16 protein-coding genes are annotated in these 18,347 nt (G+C 69.5%); 2 read left to right on the top strand and 14 right to left on the bottom strand.

Translation table 11 applies throughout. The annotated features are described in order from the left end of the window. Positions 1-149: 149 nt before the first annotated feature. The 4 genes from ACSX1D_RS20540 to ACSX1D_RS20525 all read right to left on the bottom strand — a co-directional run bounded on the left by ACSX1D_RS20540 (position 150) and on the right by ACSX1D_RS20525 (position 3,948). Positions 150-1,139 carry a sulfate/molybdate ABC transporter ATP-binding protein gene (locus ACSX1D_RS20540; protein WP_439860212.1) on the bottom strand — a complete coding sequence of 330 codons (990 nt, stop codon included), beginning with the start codon at positions 1,137-1,139 and terminating at the stop codon, positions 150-152. A 3-nt stretch (positions 1,140-1,142) separates the two neighbouring features. Next, positions 1,143-2,012 carry a sulfate ABC transporter permease subunit CysW gene (cysW, locus tag ACSX1D_RS20535; RefSeq protein WP_439860211.1) on the bottom strand — a complete coding sequence of 290 codons (870 nt, stop codon included), beginning with the start codon at positions 2,010-2,012 and terminating at the stop codon, positions 1,143-1,145. A 10-nt stretch (positions 2,013-2,022) separates the two neighbouring features. Next, positions 2,023-2,841, bottom strand: a complete 819-nt coding sequence (cysT, locus tag ACSX1D_RS20530) for a sulfate ABC transporter permease subunit CysT (protein WP_439860210.1) — start codon at positions 2,839-2,841, stop codon at positions 2,023-2,025. 108 nt (positions 2,842-2,949) lie between these two features. Continuing rightward, entirely contained in the window at positions 2,950-3,948 is a 999-nt protein-coding gene (locus ACSX1D_RS20525; RefSeq protein ID WP_439860209.1) for a sulfate ABC transporter substrate-binding protein, read from the bottom strand. Between the two features lie 367 nt (positions 3,949-4,315). On the opposite strand from ACSX1D_RS20525, the gene ACSX1D_RS20520 reads away from it, so the two are divergent. Beyond that, positions 4,316-4,897, top strand: coding sequence for an alpha/beta hydrolase (locus ACSX1D_RS20520; protein WP_439860208.1), 582 nt, complete (start codon positions 4,316-4,318; stop codon positions 4,895-4,897). A 9-nt stretch (positions 4,898-4,906) separates the two neighbouring features. Here ACSX1D_RS20520 and modC read toward each other — a convergent pair whose 3' ends face one another. The 4 genes from modC to ACSX1D_RS20500 form a co-directional block, all read right to left on the bottom strand. Continuing rightward, positions 4,907-6,037, bottom strand: coding sequence for a molybdenum ABC transporter ATP-binding protein (gene modC / locus ACSX1D_RS20515; protein ID WP_439860207.1), 1,131 nt, complete (start codon positions 6,035-6,037; stop codon positions 4,907-4,909). Then, positions 6,034-6,714, bottom strand: a complete 681-nt coding sequence (gene modB, locus ACSX1D_RS20510) for a molybdate ABC transporter permease subunit (RefSeq protein WP_439860206.1) — start codon at positions 6,712-6,714, stop codon at positions 6,034-6,036. The genes modC and modB overlap by 4 nt, the downstream gene beginning before the upstream one ends. A gap of 14 nt (positions 6,715-6,728) precedes the next feature. Next, the gene (gene modA, locus ACSX1D_RS20505) at positions 6,729-7,484 is read right to left on the bottom strand and encodes a molybdate ABC transporter substrate-binding protein (protein ID WP_439860205.1); all 756 of its coding nucleotides are present in this window, start codon (positions 7,482-7,484) and stop codon (positions 6,729-6,731) included. 152 nt (positions 7,485-7,636) lie between these two features. Then, positions 7,637-8,263, bottom strand: a complete 627-nt coding sequence (locus ACSX1D_RS20500; RefSeq protein ID WP_439860204.1) for a class I SAM-dependent methyltransferase — start codon at positions 8,261-8,263, stop codon at positions 7,637-7,639. 109 nt (positions 8,264-8,372) lie between these two features. Here ACSX1D_RS20500 and chrA point away from each other — a divergent pair, with 109 nt between their 5' ends. Beyond that, on the top strand, positions 8,373-9,722 hold the full coding sequence (gene chrA, locus ACSX1D_RS20495; RefSeq protein ID WP_439860203.1) for a chromate efflux transporter: 1,350 nt from the start codon (positions 8,373-8,375) through the stop codon (positions 9,720-9,722). Between the two features lie 25 nt (positions 9,723-9,747). Here the strand turns inward: chrA and ACSX1D_RS20490 are convergent, their stop codons facing one another. From ACSX1D_RS20490 to ACSX1D_RS20465, 6 genes are all read right to left on the bottom strand, one after another. Next, positions 9,748-11,097 (bottom strand): glutamine synthetase family protein, encoded by a 1,350-nt coding sequence (locus tag ACSX1D_RS20490; protein ID WP_439860202.1) that lies wholly within the window; start codon positions 11,095-11,097, stop codon positions 9,748-9,750. A 24-nt stretch (positions 11,098-11,121) separates the two neighbouring features. Next, positions 11,122-11,679: a helix-turn-helix domain-containing protein gene (locus ACSX1D_RS20485; protein WP_208707414.1), complete on the bottom strand. Its 558-nt coding sequence runs from the start codon at positions 11,677-11,679 to the stop codon at positions 11,122-11,124. 16 nt (positions 11,680-11,695) lie between these two features. After that, positions 11,696-12,985 carry an NAD(P)/FAD-dependent oxidoreductase gene (locus tag ACSX1D_RS20480; protein WP_439860201.1) on the bottom strand — a complete coding sequence of 430 codons (1,290 nt, stop codon included), beginning with the start codon at positions 12,983-12,985 and terminating at the stop codon, positions 11,696-11,698. 123 nt (positions 12,986-13,108) lie between these two features. Continuing rightward, positions 13,109-14,767, bottom strand: a complete 1,659-nt coding sequence (locus ACSX1D_RS20475) for a diguanylate cyclase domain-containing protein (protein WP_439860200.1) — start codon at positions 14,765-14,767, stop codon at positions 13,109-13,111. Then, entirely contained in the window at positions 14,760-15,146 is a 387-nt protein-coding gene (locus tag ACSX1D_RS20470) for a response regulator (RefSeq protein WP_208707411.1), read from the bottom strand. Before ACSX1D_RS20470 ends, ACSX1D_RS20475 begins: the two co-directional genes overlap by 8 nt. Next, positions 15,139-18,288: a PAS domain S-box protein gene (locus ACSX1D_RS20465; RefSeq protein ID WP_439860199.1), complete on the bottom strand. Its 3,150-nt coding sequence runs from the start codon at positions 18,286-18,288 to the stop codon at positions 15,139-15,141. Before ACSX1D_RS20465 ends, ACSX1D_RS20470 begins: the two co-directional genes overlap by 8 nt. Positions 18,289-18,347: the final 59 nt, after the last annotated feature.

Below are 18,347 nucleotides of genomic sequence, written 5' to 3'. Positions count from 1 at the left end.
CACGGAAGAGTACTGCGAGTACCGCTGCGTGACATGCCCCAAAAGAGTGATTTCGTCGGAAAAAGCGCCGCCAAGCCGCGCGGCCAGGCCCCCTTGCGGTTGGCCCGGCCATTGGCCAGGTGCGTGGTTGGCGTCGCGGCCCGGCGGCCTCAGCCGAGGGCCGACGCCTGGGCGATGCGCGGCTGGAAATACAGGGTGGCGCCCCGCACCAGCCGCTGCAGGCTGGCGTGGTCCTTGGCCACTTCCGCCTCGATCGGTTCGGCCTGGCTGGCGACCCGCAGGGTCACCCGGGTGATGGCGCCGAGCGGGCGGATGTCGCGCACCTCGGCCGCCAGGTGGCCGGCCTCGGCCAGGTGCGACAGCGAGATCTCGTGGGGGCGGAACAGCAGTTGCCGGTCGCAGGAGAGCTGCAGGCGGTTGGCATCGCCGAGGAAGTGGTAGACGAAGTCGCTGGCCGGCTGCTGGTAGACCTCGGCCGGGGTGCCGATCTGCTCGACCACGCCCTTGTTCATCACCACGATGCGGTCGGCCACCTCCATCGCCTCCTCCTGGTCGTGGGTGACGAACACGCTGGTCAGGTGCACCTGCTTGTGCAGGCGCGCCAGCCAGCGCCGCAGTTCCTTGCGCACCTTGGCGTCGAGGGCGCCGAACGGCTCGTCGAGCAGCAGCACCTTGGGCTCCACCGCCAGGGCGCGGGCCAGGGCGATGCGCTGGCGCTGGCCGCCGGACAGCTGCTCGGGGTAACGCTCGGCCAGCCAGTCCAGCTGCACCAGCTCGAGCAGCTCGTGCACCCGCTTGCGGATCTGCGCCTCGCCCGGGCGCTGCTTCCTCGGCTTCATGCGCAGGCCGAAGGCGACGTTGTCGAACACCGTCATGTGGCGGAACAGGGCGTAGTGCTGGAACACGAAGCCGACGTTGCGCTCGCGCACGTCGCGGGCGCCGACGTCTTCGCCGTGGAAGGCGATGCGGCCGCTGTCCGGGGTCTCCAGGCCGGCGATGATGCGCAGCAGGCTGGTCTTGCCGCAGCCGGAGGGGCCGAGCAAGGCCACCAGCTCGCCGCTGCGGATGTCCAGGTTGATGTCGCTGAGGGCCTGGAAGGCGCCGAAGCGTTTGTTGATGTGGCTGACTTCGATGCTCATGGCTTATTCCTCGCCGGTACGGGATTGCAGGCGCTCGAGGCGCGACTCGCTCCACTGCTTGAGCAGCAGGATCAGCAGGGCCAGCGCGAGCAGCAGGCTGGCGACGCTGAAGGCAGCGACGTGGTTGTATTCGTTGTAGAGAATCTCGACGTGCAGCGGCAGGGTGTTGGTGTAGCCGCGGATATGCCCGGAGACCACCGACACCGCGCCGAACTCGCCCATGGCCCGCGCGGTACAGAGCACCACGCCGTAGATCAGGCCCCAGCGGATGTTCGGCAGGGTCACGTGCCAGAACATCTGCCAGCCGCTGGCGCCGAGCAGGCGCGCCGCCTCCTCCTCCTGGGTGCCCTGCTCCTGCATCAGCGGGATCAGCTCGCGGGCGACGAAGGGCACGGTGACGAACAGGGTGGCCAGGACGATGCCGGGCAGGGCGAAGATGATCTGGATGTCGCGCTCGGCCAGCCATTCGCCGAACCAGCCGTGGGCGCCGAACAGCAGCACGTAGATCAGCCCGGCGAGCACCGGCGACACCGAGAACGGCAGGTCGATCAGGGTCACCAGCAGGCTCTTGCCGCGGAACTGGTACTTGCTCACGCACCAGGCCGCGGCCACGCCGAACACCAGGTTGAGCGGCACGGCGATGCCCACCGCGAGCAGGGTCAGGCGCAGGGCGGCCAGGGCGTCGGGCTCCAGCACCGCGCTGAAGAAGGGCCCCAGGCCCTGCTTGAGCGCCTCGCTCAGCACCACCAGCAGCGGCAGCAGGAGAAACAGGGCGAACACCAGCCAGGCGGCGCCGATCAGCAGGCGGCGGCCCCAGGCCGGGTCGCGGCGCGCGGCACTGGCCGGCGCGATGATCAGGGTGGCAGTGGACATCTTGGCATCCTCAGGCGCGGGCCAGACGACGCTGCAGCAGATTGATCGCCAGCAGCAGGATGAAGGAGACCAGCAGCATCAGCACGCCGATGGCGGTGGCGCCGGTGTAGTCGTACTGGTCGAGCTTGACCATGATCAGCAGCGGCAGGATCTCGGTCTTCATCGGCATGTTGCCGGCGATGAAGATCACCGAGCCGTACTCGCCGACGCCGCGGGCCAGGGCCAGGGAGAAGCCGGTCAGCCAGGCCGGCAGCAGGGCCGGCAGCAGCACGTGGCGCAGCACCTGCAGCGGCCGGGCGCCGAGGCAGGCGGCGGCTTCCTCGACCTCGCGGGGGATGTCGGCCAGCACCGGCTGCAGGGTGCGTACCACGAACGGCAGGGTGACGAAGGTCAGCGCCAGGGTGATGCCCAGCGGGCTGTAGGCGATCTTCAAGCCCAGCTCGGCGGCCCACTGGCCGATCGGCCCGTTCGGCGCGTACAGCGCGGTCAGGGCGATGCCGGCCACCGCGGTGGGCAGGGCGAAGGGCAGGTCGATCATCGCCTCGATCACCTTGCGCCCGGCGAAGCGGTAGCGCACCAGCACCCAGGCCAGCAGGGCGCCGATGACACCGTTGAGCAGGGCGGCGCCCAGGGCGGTGGCGAAGCTGAGTTTGAGCGCGGCCAGCACCCGGGGGGCGGTGACTATGGTCCAGAACTCGCCCCAGCTCAGCTGTGCGGCATGCAGGAACAGCGCGGCCAGGGGAATCAGCACCAGTAGGCTGAGGTACCCCAGGGTGTAGCCCAGGGTCAGGCCGAAGCCGGGAATCACGGGGGAAGTGCGGCGGTGCATGGCGAATGCCTTCAGGTGAGTCAGGGTAGGGTGCGCCGCGCGCACCACTCTGTTGCGGCGGGTATAGGCGCTACGCGCCTGCACCCAGCCTCGGGTTGCTCAGTGAGTTCACTGCACCTGGTAGATCTGGTCGAACACCCCGCCGTCGTTGAAGAACTTCGGCTGCGCGCGCTTCCAGCCGCCGAACTCGCCGTCGACCGTGACCAGCTCGAGGTCGGCGAACTGCCTGGCGAACTCGGCGGCCACCGCCGGGTCACGCGGGCGGTAGAAGTGCTTCGCGGCGATGCGCTGGCCTTCGGCGCTGTACAGGTAGTTCAGGTAGGCCTCGGCGACCGCGCGACTGCCCTTGCGCTCGACGTTCTTGTCGACCACCGCCACCGGCGGCTCGGCGAGGATCGACAGCGACGGCGCGACGATCTCGAACTGCTCGCCGCCTTGCTCGCGCAGCGCCAGGTGCGCCTCGTTCTCCCAGGCCAGCAGCACGTCGCCGATCTGGTTGTTGACGAAGGTGATGGTCGAGGCGCGGGCACCGCTGTCGAGCACCGGCACGTTCCTGTAGAGCTTCTCGACGAAGTCCTGGGCCTGCACCTCGCCGCCATAGTGACGCTGGGCGAAGGCCCAGGCGGCGAGGAAGTTCCAGCGCGCGCCGCCACTGGTCTTGGGGTTGGGGGTGATCACCTCCACACCCGGCTCGACCAGGTCGTCCCAGTCCTGGATGCCCTTGGGGTTGCCCTTGCGCACCAGGAACACGATGGTCGAGGTGTAGGGCGTGCTGGCCTGGGGCAGGCGGCTCTGCCAGTCCTCGGGCAGCAGCTTGCCGAGGCGATGGAGCTCGTCGATGTCGCCGGCTAGGGCCAGGGTCACCACGTCGGCACGCAGGCCGTCGATCACCGCGCGGGCCTGTTTGCCCGAGCCGCCGTGGGACTGCTGAACCTGCACCGCCTCGTGGCCCAGGGCCTGCCAGTGACGGTTGAATGCCTGGTTGTACTCGGTGTAGAGCTCGCGGGTCGGGTCGTAGGACACGTTGAGCAGGGTCTGGCTGGCGGCGGCTGGGCCGGCGATCAGGGCGCTGGCGAGGGCGGCCAGGGCGAAACGGCGAATGGACATGGTGCAGCTCCTGAGCAAGAAAGTGATGTCGATGCAGGGGGATGGGGCGGGGCGCTCAGCGCCACATTCGCTGACGACATCGGTAGCTGCTGTGCGGCTTCATCGGGTGCCTCCTCGGCGGCAGTGCTCAGGTTGCGGTGGGTTGCGGGCCAGCCGTTGGGCTGAACGTGGAGCGGATGCTAGGCAGGATTTGTTATTCCTAAAAATAATATTTAAGAACATATATATGTTTTTTATATATATAAGATTGCGCCACGCAACGCGCTACGGAGTAAGCGAAATTGCATAAATAAATAATTTTTTATTCTTTTTTGTCCTGTTCTGGTCGCGCCTACACTGCCCGCCGCAGCACGCCGTCGGAGGCCTTATGCACAACCCAAACATGCGTTACCTGATAGTGCCGGGCTGGCAGGGCTCGCCCACCGAGCATTGGCAAAGCCACTGGCAGCGCAGCCTGGCGGGCAGCGCCCGGGTGGAGCAGGGCGACTGGCTAGTGCCGCGCCGGGACGACTGGGTCGCCGAGTTGCAGCGCAGCATCGCCGCCGACCCGCGGCCGACCCTGCTGATCGCCCATAGCCTCGGCTGCATCACCGTGGCGCACTGGGCGGCGCAGGCGCCGGAGGCGTTGTTGCGGCGGGTGCGTGGTGCCCTGCTGGTGGCGCCGGCGGATGTCGAGCGCGATAACTGCCCGGCGGCCCTGCGCAACTTCGCGCCCATCGCCCGCCGGCCCCTGCCCTTCGCCAGCCTGCTGGTCGGCTCGGACAGCGACGCCGCCGCCAGCGCCGCGCGGGCCCTGGAGCTGGCCGCCGACTGGGGCAGCGAGGCGCTGATCCTGGCCGGTGCCGGCCATATCAACGTGGCCTCCGGGCACCACCGCTGGGAGCAGGGCTTCGAGTACCTCTACCGCCTGCAGGGGCTGATCGCCCGCCAGGCCCGTCTGCGCGCCTGAGCCGGCGCCTCAGTCGGAGGCCAGCAGCGACACCGACTTGATCTGCAGCCACAGCGCCTGCTGCTCGTGGATGCCCAGCTTGTCGAAGGAGTAGCGGGTGATGCGGGCGATCAGCCGTTCATCGCCGACCCGCAGCGTGACCAGCACCTGCCCGGGGTCGCCCGGCACCTGCCAGTGCTCGACCCGCGCCGGCAACAGGTTGAGCAGGCTGCTGCCTTCGGCCCGCTGCAGGCTCAGGCTGACGTCCCGCGCCTTGACCTTGACCCGCACCGCCTTGCCATTGGGCAGCGGCGCGTGGGTCAGCTGCAGGCGCGCTTCGCCGCCGCCGAGCTCAAGACTCAGCAGCCGGTAGGCCGGGTCGTAGGCGCAGACCCGGCCATCGACCACGGCTTCGGCGTCGTCTTCCAGAATGAACGGCAGGTCGTGGCGCAGCAGGGTCTGCTTCAGCGGCCCGCTGGCCAGCACCCGTCCCTGCTCCAGCACCACCAGGTGATCGGCCAGGCGTGCCACTTCGTCCGGCGCATGGCTGACGTAGAGGATCGGGATCTGCAGCTCCTGGTGCAGGCGTTCCAGGTAGGGCAGCACCTCCTGCTTGCGCTTGTGGTCCAGGGAGGCCAGCGGCTCGTCCATCAGCAGCAGGTGTGGGCTGGTCAGCAGGGCGCGGGCGATGCCGACGCGCTGGCGTTCGCCGCCGGACAGGCGCGCCGGCATGCGCTCGAGCAGCGCGGCGATGCCGAGCAGCTCGGCGGCCTGCTCCAGCTGCACCCGTCGCTGCGCGGCGGCGATGCGCTTGAGGCCGAACTCCAGGTTGCCGCGCACCGACAGGTGGGGGAACAGGTTGGCGTCCTGGAACACATAGCCCAGGGCGCGTCGGTGCGGGGCGAGAAAGTGCCCGCGGGCGCTGTCCTGCCACAGCTCGCCGTTGACCCGCAGGTAGCCCTCGGCGGGCCGCTCCAGGCCGGCGAAGCAGCGCAGGCAGCTGGTCTTGCCCGAGCCGGAGGGGCCGAACAGGGCGCTGATGCCGCGTCCCGGCAGGCGCAGGTCGAGGTCCAGGGAAAAGTCGCCGTGATCGACGCGAAAGCGCGCCTCGATCAGCCGCTCGCCGTCATCGGCGGGCGCGCCGGCCTGGCCGCCGCTCATCGCCAGGCCTGCCGGGCATGGCCGCTGGAGTAGAGCGCCAGCAGCACGATGAAGGAGAAGGCCAGCATGCCGCCGGCCAGCCAGTGGGCCTGGGCGTACTCCAGGGCCTCGACATGGTTGTAGATCTGCACCGAGGCCACCTGGGTCTTGCCGGGGATATTGCCGCCGATCATCAGCACCACGCCGAACTCGCCGACGGTGTGGGCGAAGCCGAGGATGGCGGCGGTGACGAAGCCGGGCCGGGCGAGGGGCAGGACCACGCTGAAGAAGGCGTCCCAGGGCCCGGCGCGCAGGGTCGCCGCGGCTTCCAGGGGGGCGCGGCCGATGGCCTCGAAAGCGTTCTGCAGGGGCTGCACGACGAAGGGCAGCGAGTAGATCACCGAGCCGATCACCAGACCACTGAAGCTGAAGGTCAGGGTGCCGAGGCCGAGGCTTTGGGTCAGCTGGCCGAGGAAACCGTGGGGACCCATGCTCACCAGCAGGTAGAAGCCGATCACCGTCGGCGGCAGCACCAGCGGCAGGGCAACGATGGCGCCGACCGGGCGCTTCAGCCAGGAGCCGGTGCGCGCCAGCCACCAGGCCATGGGCGTGCCGAGCAGCAGCAACAGCACCGTGGTCAGCGAGGCCAGCTGCAGGGTCAGGAGGATGGCGTCGAGGTCGGCTTGGCTCAGGGGCATCGAAGGCTCCGGGCTCAGAGCTGGTAACCGTAGCGGCGAATGATAGCGGCCGCCGCCGGACTCTTCAGGTAGTCGAGCAGGGCCTGGGCGGCCGGGTTATCGGCGCCCGGCCGCAGCAGCACGGCATCCTGGTGCAGCGGCTGGTACAGCGTGGCCGGCACCAGCCAGGCCGAGCCCTCGGCGATCTCGCCGTCCTGGTAAACCTGGGACAGGGCGACGAAGCCCAGCTCGGCGTTGCCGGTGGCGACGAACTGCAGGGCCTGGCTGATGCTCTGGCCCTCGACCAGCTTGCCGGCCACGGCCTGGCGCAGGCCGAGCTGCTCCAGCACCTGATAGGCGGCCAGGCCGTAGGGCGCGGCTTTCGGGTTGGCCAGGGCCAGGTGGCGGAACTGGCCGTCCCTGAGCACCTGGCCCTGGTCATCGACGTAGCCGGCCTGCGCCGACCACAGCACCAGGGCGCCGGTGGCGTAGGTGAAGCGCGAGCCGGGGACGGCCAGGCCGTCCTGCTCCAGCCGCGCCGGGGTCGACTGGTCGGCGGCCAGCAGCAGCTCGAAGGGCGCGCCGTTGCCGATCTGCGCGTAGAGCTGGCCGGTGGCGCCGTAGGCGGCGAGCACCCGGTGGCCGCTGTCCTGCTCGAACTGCCGGGCGATGGCCTGCATCGGCGCGGTGAAGTTGGCGGCCACGGCCACCTGCACCTCGGCGGCCAGGGCGCTGCCGGTCAGGGCTGCGGCTGCCAGGCCGAGCAGGGTGCGCAACAGGCGATGAGGCATGGGTTGTTTCCTCGTGAGTCCCGGCAATTCACATGGCGGGGACGGTGTCAGGCGGCGGGCTCGGGCATCAGGGGCGATGGTCGAGGCGTCGATTGTGCTGGGCGCATCTTGGAAATAGCTGACCATCGAGTCAAGCGCTGCCTGCGCCGCCATCAGGCGCGCCGCCAGACGCTGGCCAGCCAGGGTTGCTGGGCCCGCGGCAGGCCGGCGGGACGGTAGTAGTGCTGCAGCTCGACGAAGCCGGCGGCGTCGAGCAGCGCACGCCAGTTGGCCAGGTCGTAGTAGGCGCCGTAGCGGTCGCCGTTGAAGTCCTCCTGGTTGTCGCCGCGCGGGTTGGAGCTGAACAGCACGCCACCGCTCTTGAGCGTGGCGTGCAGCTGGCGCAGCACGCGGGGCAGCTCCTGGCTGGGAATGTGGAACAGCACGGCATTGGCGAAGATGCCGTCGAAGCTCGCCGGCGGCAGGTCGAGGGCCAGGAAGTCCTGCAGCCATACCTCGCAGCCGCTGTCGGCCCTGGCCATCTCGACGAAGCGCGGACAGCCGTCGAGGCCGACCGGCTCGTGGCCCAGGGCCTTGAAGGTACGCAGGTCGCGCCCCGGGCCGCAGCCGAAATCGAGGATGCGCCAGGGCGCCGGCGCCTGGATGTGCTGCAGCAGGGCGGCGATGTTCTGGCTGACGTCGTGGTCGCGGGTGCCCTCGCGAAAGCCCACGGCGTTCTCCTGGTAGTGGGCCAGGGTCAGGGCGCTGATCTGCTGCAGTTGCTCGGGCGTCAGGGGCATGCGGAGGCACCGGGGGGCGGGGTGGGCGGCGTGAATGTGCCTATTTAACCCCATCGCGTGGCGCAGGTTATAGTGCGCGCGCCCTCCCGCCACAGTGGATGTACTGGACATGGCCGCGCCGCACCTCGAACACCTTACCCCGCCACCGGTCAGCCTGCTGCAGGCCCTGCTGTTCTGGTTGAAGCTGGGCCTGATCAGTTTCGGCGGCCCGGCCGGGCAGATTTCCATCATGCACCAGGAGCTGGTCGAGCGGCGCCGCTGGATCTCCGAGCGGCGATTCCTGCATGCGCTGAACTACTGCATGTTGCTGCCGGGGCCGGAGGCGCAGCAGCTGGCCACCTACCTCGGCTGGCTGATGCACCGGACCTGGGGCGGTCTGATCGCCGGGGCGCTGTTCGTGCTGCCCTCGCTGCTGCTGCTGATCGGCCTGTCCTGGGTCTACCTGGCGTTCGGCGACGTGGCGCTGGTGGCCGGCATCTTCTACGGGATCAAGCCGGCGGTCACCGCCATCGTGGTGCAGGCGGCCCAGCGCATCGGTTCGCGGGCGCTGAAGAACAACTGGCTGTGGGCCATCGCCGCGGCGGCCTTCGTCGCCATCTTCGCCTTGAATGTGCCGTTTCCGTTGATCGTGCTCGGCGCCGCGCTGCTCGGCTACCTGGGTGGGCGCCTGTTGCCGGACCAGTTCAGCGTCGGCGGCGGCCATGGCGCGGCGAACAAGTCCTACGGCCCGGCGCTGATCGACGACGACACGCCGACGCCGGCGCACGCGCGCTTCCGCGCCTCGCGCCTGCTGCTGATCCTCGCGGTCGGCGGCGCCCTGTGGCTGTTGCCGATGGTCCTGCTGTGCGCGCTGTACGGCTGGCAGGGCACCCTGACGCAGATGGCCTGGTTCTTCACCAAGGCCGCGCTGCTGACCTTCGGCGGCGCCTACGCGGTGCTGCCCTACGTCTACCAGGGCGCCATCGGCCACTACGGCTGGCTGAGCCCAACGCAGATGATCGACGGCCTGGCCCTGGGCGAGACCACGCCGGGGCCGCTGATCATGGTGGTGGCCTTCGTCGCCTTCGTCGGCGCCTACCTGCAGCCGATGCTGGCCGGCGACTCGGCCTTCGTCAGCGGCGCCGTGGCCGCCTGCCTGGTCACCTGGTTCACCTTCCTGCCGTCGTTCCTGTTCATCCTCGCCGGCGGCCCGCTGGTGGAGTCGACCCATGGCCAGCTGCGCTTCACCGCGCCGCTGACCGGGATCACCGCCGCGGTGGTCGGGGTGATCCTCAACCTGGCGCTGTTCTTCGCCTACCACGTGCTCTGGCCCCAGGGCTTCGCCGGCCACTTCGACTGGGTGTCGGCGCTGATCGCCCTGGCCGCGGCCGTGGCGCTGCTGCGCTACAAGCGCGGGGTGATGGAGGTGCTGGGCGCCTGCGCGGTGGCCGGTCTGCTGCTGCAGCTGGCCCTGGGCTGAGCAACCCTCGGGCCGCGCCGCCGGCTCAGAGAAACCAGCGGTACTCCCGCGCGCTCAGGTGGTGCATGAACTCCAGGTGGTCGTGGCGCTTGTTCTCGCAGTAGACCATGACGAACTCGCTACCGAGGCCCTGCTTGACCACCGGGTGGTCCTGCATGGCTGCCACCGCGCCGAGCATGTCCTGGGGGAAGTCGATGCCGCTGGCGCGGTCCTGGTTGAGCGGGGCGATGGGCTCGCGGGCGGCGTCCAGGCCGTGCTCCATGCCCACCAGGATGGCTGCCAGGACCAGGTAGGGGTTGGCGTCGGCGCCGGCCAGGCGGTGTTCGAGGCGCAGGTTGCCCCCGTCCGACTCGGGGATGCGGATGCACGCATCGCGGTCCTCGAAGCCCCAGCTGGCGCGGCTGGCGGCGTTGACCATGGCGCCGTAGCGGCGGAAGGCGTTGTGGTTGGCGGCGAAGATCGGCATGCAGTGCGGCAGCAGCTCCAGGCAGCCGGCCACCGCGTGGCGCAGCGGGCGCTGCTGGTCGGCGGCCAGCAGGTTGTTGCCGTCTTGGTCGTACAGGCTGACGTGCACGTGCATGCCGCTGCCCGGCGCGTCCAGGTAGGGCTTGCTCATGAAGCTGGCCCGGTAGCCATGTTTCAGCGCCACGCCGCGGCTGCTGCGGCAGAACAGCGCGGCCCAGTCGGCGGCGCGCAGGCCGTCGTCGCAGTGGCCGAAGTTGATCTCGAACTGGCCGGGGCCGAGCTCGGCGGTGATCACGTTGGCGTCGACGCCCTGCTCATTGGCCGCCAGCACCATCTCGTCGAGCACGGCGGAGAAGCGCGACAGGCGCTCTATATGCATGTTCGGCTGGTCGTCGGCGTCGCCGGTCAGCAGGTCGCGGGGAAACTGCGGAAGGCCGTCCTTGAGGGCGCGGTCGAACAGGTAGAACTCCAGCTCGAAGGCCACCACCGGGCGGATGCCGCGCGCCGCCAGGCGCCCCAGCACCCGCGCCAGCACCTCGCGCGGCTCGAACTCGATGGGCGCCGCGGTGCCGTCTGAGCTGATCAGCATCTGGCCCATGGGCTGGCTTTCCCAGCGCACCGGCTTGAGGGTGCCGGGGATCAGCCGGCGCGGGGCATCCGGGTCGCCGTCGTTGAAGCAGTAGTCGCCGATCGGATGCAGGCCGCCCTGGGCACCGAGCAGCACGCAGTTCTGCGGCAGCTTCAGCGGGCTGCCGGCGGCGACCTTCTCGAGCATGTCGATGGGGTAGCGCTTGCCGTAGAAGTGCCCGGGTAGGTCCAGGCAGATCAGGTCGACGTAGCGCACGCTGGGGTGCTGGGCGCGGAAGGCGCGCACTTCGCTGAGCAGGTCGGGAAAGGTCGTGGTGGTCATGCTGGGTTGTCCTGCGGGTCTGGGTTAGCGAAACACCCAAAGCACCCGGGTCGGTTGGTCGGTGAGGTTGGCGTAGCGGCACTGGGTATGCGGCGGCAGCTGGAAGGCGTCATTGGGGCCCAGGGTCACCGGCTGTTCGGCGTCCGCCAGCCAGATCGTCAGCTCGCCCTCGAGGACGAAGCCGCCCTGCTCGTCGCTGTCGTTGAGGTGGCCCTCGCCGCTGCTGGCGCCGGGCTCCAGGTAGCTGTCGAGCATGGAGAAGCCGGCCGACATGTTCGGCGACAGCAGCACATCGGTGATGCCGCCGCCGTAGTACAGGGTGCGGCGCTCGCCGGGGCGGGTCACCCAGGGCAACGCACGCGGCTTGCTCAGGCTGTAGAAGTAGGTGGTCGGCACGCCCAGGGTCTCGCTGATCGCGGTCAGGTCGGCCACGGTGGGGCGCGACAGGCCGCGCTCGACCTGGGAGAGGAAGCCCACCGAGCGGCCGATGCGCTCGGCCAGCTCGCCGAGGGTGAGGTTCTTGTGCTTGCGCAGGTCGCGAATCAGGATCGCCAGGCCTTCGACTTCTTCTTGCATGTCCATGATGGGGTCCTCTGTCTCAGATCAGGTCGCGCAGCCGGTACCAGGCCTTGCCGGCGGCCTCCAGCGGCGCCGCGAGCCAGGCGCCGCCGGGGAAGCGCGGGTTGTCCAGGCCCTGGTACAGCTCGAGCAGCTCGGCGTCGCCGAGGATGGCATCGGCCACCGCCCGGGCGCCGGCGAGGGTCGGCAGCACGCCGTGGCCGGAGAAACCCTGCAGCCAGTAGCGCTGGCCCTGGCGGCCGATATCCGGGGTGCGCTTCATGCTCACGTCGATATGTCCGCCCCAGGCGTAGTCCAACTGTACGCCGCGCAGTTGCGGAAAGACCCGCTCCAGGTAGGGGCGGGTGGCCGCGGCGATGTCCTTGGGGATGCCGCCCAGGTAGGTGCAGCCGCCACCGAACAGCAGGCGTCGGTCCGGGGTCAGGCGGAAGTAGTCGGGGACGAACTGGTTGTCGATCACGCAGCTGTCGTGGGGCAGCAGCGAGCGGGCCAGCTCGGGGTCCAGCGGCGCGGTGGCCACCTGGTAGGAGCCGACCGGCAGCAGGCGCCTGGCCAGGGCCGGGTCGAGGCGGTCGATATAGGCATTGCAGGCCAGCACCAGCACCTCGCCGCGCACCTCGCCCCTGGCGGTGCGCGCCACGTAGCCGGAGGCGCTTTCGCGGTAGTCGAGCACCCGGCTCTGCTCGAAGATGCGCCCGCCGGCCTGCTCGATGGCGGCGGCCAGGCCCTGGGCCAGTTTCAGCGGGTTGAGATGGGCGCCCTCGGGGTCGTAGAGCGCGGCCCGGTAGCGTGTGCTGCCGATCCACTCGCCCAGTTCGTCGCCGGCGATCAGGCGCAGCGCGTCATGGCCCCACTTGCCGGCCGCGTCCTCCTGGGCCCGCTGCAGCTGCGCGACCCGCCGCCGCTGCACCGCGGCCCACAGGCTGCCGCGGCGATAGTCGATATCGAAGCCGTGGCGCAGCGGCTGTTCGCGCAGCTCGGCGGCGGCCCAGCGCATGCTGTCCCACAGTCGGCGGGCCCGCTCCAGGCCCAGGGCCTTCTCCAGCGGTTGCATGTCGCAGGACCAGCCGAGCAGGGCCTGGCCGCCATTGCGCCCGGATGCCGCCCAGGCCACCCGGCTGGCCTCCAGCAGGCACACCCGCTTGCCGGCCAGGGCCAGGCGCAGGGCGCTGTGCAGGCCGCTGAAGCCGCCGCCGATGATCAGCACCTCGCAGTCCTGATGGCCTTCCAGGGTCGGGCGCAAGGGAATGGCAGCGGGCAAAGTGGCGGCGTAGTAGCTGGCTACATGCTGGGCGGATTGCTTGAACACGGCGCGCTCATGAAATTATCAGAATGTAATTTCATGAAAATATACGCGCATTAATTCACGAAGCCAAGCTGTCGTCGACGCTGATCGTCCTTTCGCGGGTGCTGGTCCTGGTGGCAGGCCTGCTCACTCGGCCAGACGGACCTGGTTGCGGCCGCCGTGCTTGGCCGCGTACAGCGCCCGGTCGGCGCGCTCGAGCAGCTCGCCGGGGCTGCTGTGGACGTCGGTGCAGGCGATGCCGGCGCTTAGGGTCACGGAGAATTCGCCGCCGTCGGCGATGAAGCGCAGCTCGGCGAAGCGCTCGCGGATCTCGTCGACAATCCGCCGGGCCTGCTCCGGCTGGCAATCCGGCAGCACCGCGAGGAACTCCTCGCCGCCGTAGCGGCCGAGGCTGTCGATGCGCCGCAGGCGCTGGCGCAGCAGGTTGGCCAGGGCGCGGATGACGCTGTCGCCGGCGGCATGGCCGTGATTGTCGTTGACCTTCTTGAAGTGGTCGATGTCCAGCATCACCACGCTGGCGCGGCTGCCGTTGCGCAGCGCGCGCTCCAGCTCGAGGGCGACCTGTTCCTTGATGTCGGCGTGCTTGAGCAGGCCGGTGAGGCTGTCGCGGGCCAGGGCATTGCTCAGCAGGCGGGCGCGCTGGGCGCGGGTGAACACCGTGGAGATCAGCGCATGGTCGGACAGCGGCTTGGTCACGAAGTCGTCGCCGGCCATCATCAGCGCGCTCATCTGCCGGGCGATATCGGTTTCCGCTGACAGGTAGATGATCGGCACCCGCAGCCAGTCGTCGTTGAAGCGGATGATCTGCGCCAGCTCGGGGCCGGTACAGCCCGGCATGTTGACGTCGAGCAGCACCACCTCCGGGTTGAACGCCTCCATGCGCCGGAAGATGTCCGCTGGCTCCTGGCTGACTTCCACCAGCATGTTGGCGCTGCGTAGCACCAGGCTGTAGCGGGCGGCCAGCTCCTGGTCGTCGTCGATGATCAGTACCCGGTAGGGCTCGCCCTGTTGCTTGGCGAAGCAGCGCTCCAGGCGATTCTCCAGCTGCGGGATGTCCACCGGCTTGGTGAAGAAGCCCAGGGCGCCGACGCGCACGGCCTGCAGGTGGGTGGCGAAGTCGTCCTGGGTGCTGATCACCAGCAGCGGCAGGGGCGCGTCGAGGCGCCGCTGCAGGGCGGCGGCGTAGTCGAGGCCGGTCTGCTCCGCGTCTTCCAGGTTGACGTCGACGATCAGGGCGTCGGGCAGGCGCCGGCCGATGGCGGCATCGAGCGCCTCGGGGTGGATGAAGTGCTCGGCGTGGTAGCCGAAATTCTCCAGGGTCAGGCGCATGTTCTCGCCGACGCTGGCCTCGTCCTCGAGGATATAGATGCAGTAGGGCTCGAGCTCGGACCTGCCGCCTCGCAGCGTCTTGTCCAGCTGGTGCGCCGGCGCTTCGGCCTGGTACTGCTGGCGGGCCAGCCGCTGCAGCTCGTCGATGAAGCCCTGCAGTTCCTGCTGTTCCTGCTGCAGGCTGGCCAGCCACTGCTCGGCCTGCTGTTCCAGCTGGCGGGCGTGCTCGCCGAGGCTGGCGAAGCCGAAGGTGCCGGCCGACCCGGCCAGGCGGTGCAGCTGGTTGCGCAGGCTGTTCAGGTGCCGTCGCTGGTCGGCCGGGGTGCAGGCGCGCAGCAGCTGCTGGGCCTGTTCGTCCAGCTGCGGCAGTTCATCCTTCAGGCGCTCGGCGAACTGTTCGCCGAGCTGCTGCAGGTGGCGCTGCAGCTCGCTACTCAGTGGTGCTTGATCAACCATGGGCCTGGTTCCAGATCTGCCGCACCTGGGCGGCCAGTTGCATCGGGTCGAAGGGTTTGATGATCACATCGCGGGCGCCCAGGCTGCGGTAGTGCTGGATCTCCGCCGGCTGCACCTTGGCGGTCATGAAGGCCACCGGGACCAGGCCGATGTCCACCAGCAGGCGCAGTTTCTCCAGGGTCTGCGGGCCGTCCATGCCGGGCATCATCACGTCCAGCAGGATGAAGTCCGGGGCGAAGCCCTGGATCTGGTCCAGCGCTTCCTGGCCGGAAGAGCAACTGAGCACCTTGAACCCGCCCACGGCTTCCAGGGCGACCTTGGCCACGGCCTGGATCGAGGGGTCGTCTTCCACATGCAGGATGCGGGTCAGTTCAGGCATGCCGATTCTCCTTGGCGGGCAGCAGGCGGCCGAGCAGTTGCAGGAAGTGTTGCTCATTGGTGCGCGACTTGGCTAGCGCCGCCTCGACCCGGTCGAGCTGTGCGGCGGGCAGCTCCTGGGCCGAAAGTACCACGACCGGCAGGCCGGGGTGCCGTCGATGCAGCTCGTCGAGCAGCTCCAGGCCATTGCCGTCGGGCAGGCCGAGGTCCAGCAGGATCAGGTCGTAGCGCCCTTCGGCGAGGCGCTGGCGGGCCTCGGCGAGGCTGCCGGCGGGGATGAACTCGGCCAGTTCGCGGGCCTGCGTGGCGACCACCTGGCGCAGGTCGGCGTCGTCCTCGACGTGCAGGATGCGCGACCTGCCCGGCAAGCTGTGCAAGGCCTGATGCAGGTTGTCGAGCAGGCGCTGTGGGTCGATCGGCTTGTCCAGCCAGTCGATGGCCTGGAAACCGCCGGCCAGGGTTCGGCGGCCCTCCTCACTGGCGGCGGAGATCACCAGCACCGGCAGCGTGCGGGTCGCCGGTACGCTGCGCAGTTCACGGATCAGTTGCAGGCCATTGCCATCCGGCAGACGCAGGTCCAGGGTCAGCGCGGCGAAACAATGCTCGGTCAGTTGCGCACGGGCTTGCGCCAGGCTGGCGGCATGGTTCACCCAGCAACCGGCTTCCGTCAGCCATTGGCGCAGCAGCTGGGCGACATCGACATCATCCTCGACCACCAGCACCCAGGGCCGTTCATCGTCGACGCTGGCCGGCGCGGGGGTGGCTGTCGCGGGCTGCGGCAGTTCGAACCAGAAGGTCGTGCCCTGGCCCTCGCACGAGTCGAAACCGATGCGTCCGTCCATGCGCTCGATCAGTTCCTTGCTGATCGCCAGGCCCAGTCCAGTGCCGCCCTTCTGCCGGCTGTCGGCGGCATCGGCCTGGGAGAACTTCTGGAATATGCGCGTATGGAATTCGGCCGGTATCCCGGGGCCTCGGTCCTGCACGCTGATGCGCACGTGGCGGTCGTTGAGGGTGGCGCTGAGGCGCACGCTGGCTCCCCGGGGGGAGAACTTGACGGCATTGGAGAGCAGGTTGGTCAGCACCTGTTGCAGGCGCATGGCGTCGACGCGTACCAGCAGTGCTGCGCAGTCCGCCGCCTCCAGGGCTACCCCGTGCTGGTCGGCGAAGGCCTGGTTGCTCGCCAGGCTGTCGGCGAGCAGGGTGGGCAGGTCGAGCAGCTGCAGGTCCAGGGTCATCTTGCCGGCGACCAGCTTGTCCATGTCCAGCAGGTCGTTGATCAGGTGGCTCAGGCGCAGGCTGTTGTGGTGGGCGATCTCCAGCATCTGCTGCATCTTCGCCGGCAGTGCGCCCAGGGCGCCGCCCTGGATCAGGCCGAGGGAGCCGGCGATCGAGGTCAGCGGGGTGCGCAGCTCGTGGCTGACCGCGGAGACGAACTCGCGCTGCAGGCGCTCGATGCGCTTGTGTTCGGTGATGTCGTGCATCACCGCGACGGCGCCCAGCTGGCGGCCATCCGGGGCGTACAGCGGGTCGGCGTTGGTGCTGACCAGGCGCGCGGCCTGGCCCTTGGCGACGATGCTGATCTGCGCCTCGCGCACCCGCTCGCCCCGCAGGGCGCGGAGCAGCGGCACGTTGTCGCCCACCAGCGGGGTCAGGCCATCGGCCTCGAACAGGTCGTAGTGCCGGCTCCACTGCTCGGGCGGCAAGCGGCTGATATCGGTGCCGTGCCATTGCCGTGCGGTGTCGTTGAACAGGGTCAGTTCACCCTCGGCGTTGCAGGCCACCACCCCCTCGGCGAGGGCCTCGAGCAGGCGCCGGTTCATCTCCTGCTGCTGCTCCAGTTCGGCCTCCTGGCGCTTGCGCGCCGTGACATCGCTGATCACCCCATGCCAGACCACCGTGCCGTCGGCCTGGCGCTGCGGCGTGGCCTTGCCCTCGACCCAGATCAGCTCCTTGCGCGGATGGTGCACGCGGTACTCCTGATGCCACTGGCTGAGGTTTCTGGCCGAGTCGAGGATGGCGGCGCTGAGCCGGGCGCGGTCGTCCTCGTGGATCAGGGCGTATACCGCATTGCTCTGCATCTGGACGTCGGCGGGGCTCAGCCCGTAGATGTCGGCGATGCCCTCGCTGACATAGGGAAAACGCAGGGTGCCTTGGGCCGGCAGGTGCGCCTGGAAGACCATGCCGGGCAGTTGCGCGGCGATCTGCTGCAGGCGCTGCTGGGCCTGCACGCGCTGGCTCAGGTCCTGGGCGATGGTGATATAGCCGAGCAACGCGCCGCCCACGTCGAGGACCGGCGAGACCGTCAGCAGCACCGGCAGGCGGCTGCCGTCGCGGCGCAGGTAGGTCCACTCGAGCGGCGGCCGGTCGTCCTGCGCCTGGATGCTCAGCAGCGAGAAGTCGGCCGCACAGACGCTGCCGAGTTCCTGCGTGCGGGCCTCGGCACGGCTGGCCAGCTCCTGCGGATCGAGCAGCGCCTCGGTCAGGGGCCGCTCGAGCAAGGCCTGGCGGTCATAGCCGAGCAGTTGTTCGGCGGCCGGATTGACGCGGGTGATGCGGCCTGCCGGGCAGGTGGCAATCATCGCGCTGCCGGCGCTGTCGAGGATGGCGCGCTGCAGCGCCGCGTGCTCGGCATGCTGGCGCGCGCTCAGGCGCAGTTCGAAGAGACGCTCGACCTGGCGCGCCAGGCGTTGCAAGGCCTTGCGCTGGGGGATGCTCAGTTGCCTGGGACGGCGGTCGATCACGCACAGGGTGCCGAGCTTGTGTCCGTCCCGGCTGCTCAGCGGCATGCCGGCATAGAAGCGGATATGCGGCGGCCCGATGACCAGCGGGTTGTCGCGAAAGCGCGGGTCCGCCAGGGCGTCGGGGACTTCCATCAGCTGCGGGGCGAGAATGGCATGGGCGCAGAAGGCAAAGTCGCGCGGTGTTTCGCAGGCGTCCAGGCCGACCCGGCTCTTGAACCACTGGCGCTGCGCGTCGACCAGCGAGATCAGCGCGATGGGCGTCTCGCAGAGCTGCGCGGCGAGCTGGGCGAGGTCGTCGAAGGCCTCCTCGACGGGGCTGTCGAGCAGCGCATAGCGCTCGAGCTCGGCGAGTCGCGCGGCTTCGTCGAGGGGCTCGGGGGCGCTGCCGGGAATCGGTTTCATGGGGTCGTACTCCCGAGCGCCTGGCGCAGGCGGGGCGGCGCGGCGGCGGGCCGCCAGGC

The sequence above is a fragment of the Pseudomonas sp. MBLB4136 genome (assembly GCF_051904765.1).
Taxonomy (GTDB): domain Bacteria; phylum Pseudomonadota; class Gammaproteobacteria; order Pseudomonadales; family Pseudomonadaceae; genus Aquipseudomonas.
The sequence above is the reverse complement of the archived record's forward strand: the minus strand, read 5'-3'. Positions and strand labels throughout refer to the sequence as shown.

What these genes read in the sequence shown, in the direction of transcription:
- cysT (WP_439860210.1), bottom strand. Translation starts at nt 2,841, where the DNA reads ATGCACCGCCGCACTTCCCCCGTGATTCCCGGCTTCGGCCTGACCCTG.
- ACSX1D_RS20465 (WP_439860199.1), bottom strand. Translation starts at nt 18,288, where the DNA reads ATGAAACCGATTCCCGGCAGCGCCCCCGAGCCCCTCGACGAAGCCGCG.
- modC (WP_439860207.1), bottom strand. Translation starts at nt 6,037, where the DNA reads ATGAGCGGCGGCCAGGCCGGCGCGCCCGCCGATGACGGCGAGCGGCTG.
- ACSX1D_RS20470 (WP_208707411.1), bottom strand. Translation starts at nt 15,146, where the DNA reads ATGCCTGAACTGACCCGCATCCTGCATGTGGAAGACGACCCCTCGATC.
- modA (WP_439860205.1), bottom strand. Translation starts at nt 7,484, where the DNA reads ATGCCTCATCGCCTGTTGCGCACCCTGCTCGGCCTGGCAGCCGCAGCC.
- ACSX1D_RS20485 (WP_208707414.1), bottom strand. Translation starts at nt 11,679, where the DNA reads ATGGACATGCAAGAAGAAGTCGAAGGCCTGGCGATCCTGATTCGCGAC.
- ACSX1D_RS20490 (WP_439860202.1), bottom strand. Translation starts at nt 11,097, where the DNA reads ATGACCACCACGACCTTTCCCGACCTGCTCAGCGAAGTGCGCGCCTTC.
- ACSX1D_RS20500 (WP_439860204.1), bottom strand. Translation starts at nt 8,263, where the DNA reads ATGCCCCTGACGCCCGAGCAACTGCAGCAGATCAGCGCCCTGACCCTG.
- cysW (WP_439860211.1), bottom strand. Translation starts at nt 2,012, where the DNA reads ATGTCCACTGCCACCCTGATCATCGCGCCGGCCAGTGCCGCGCGCCGC.
- ACSX1D_RS20520 (WP_439860208.1), top strand. Translation starts at nt 4,316, where the DNA reads ATGCACAACCCAAACATGCGTTACCTGATAGTGCCGGGCTGGCAGGGC.
- chrA (WP_439860203.1), top strand. Translation starts at nt 8,373, where the DNA reads ATGGCCGCGCCGCACCTCGAACACCTTACCCCGCCACCGGTCAGCCTG.
- ACSX1D_RS20525 (WP_439860209.1), bottom strand. Translation starts at nt 3,948, where the DNA reads ATGTCCATTCGCCGTTTCGCCCTGGCCGCCCTCGCCAGCGCCCTGATC.
- modB (WP_439860206.1), bottom strand. Translation starts at nt 6,714, where the DNA reads ATGCCCCTGAGCCAAGCCGACCTCGACGCCATCCTCCTGACCCTGCAG.
- ACSX1D_RS20475 (WP_439860200.1), bottom strand. Translation starts at nt 14,767, where the DNA reads ATGGTTGATCAAGCACCACTGAGTAGCGAGCTGCAGCGCCACCTGCAG.
- ACSX1D_RS20540 (WP_439860212.1), bottom strand. Translation starts at nt 1,139, where the DNA reads ATGAGCATCGAAGTCAGCCACATCAACAAACGCTTCGGCGCCTTCCAG.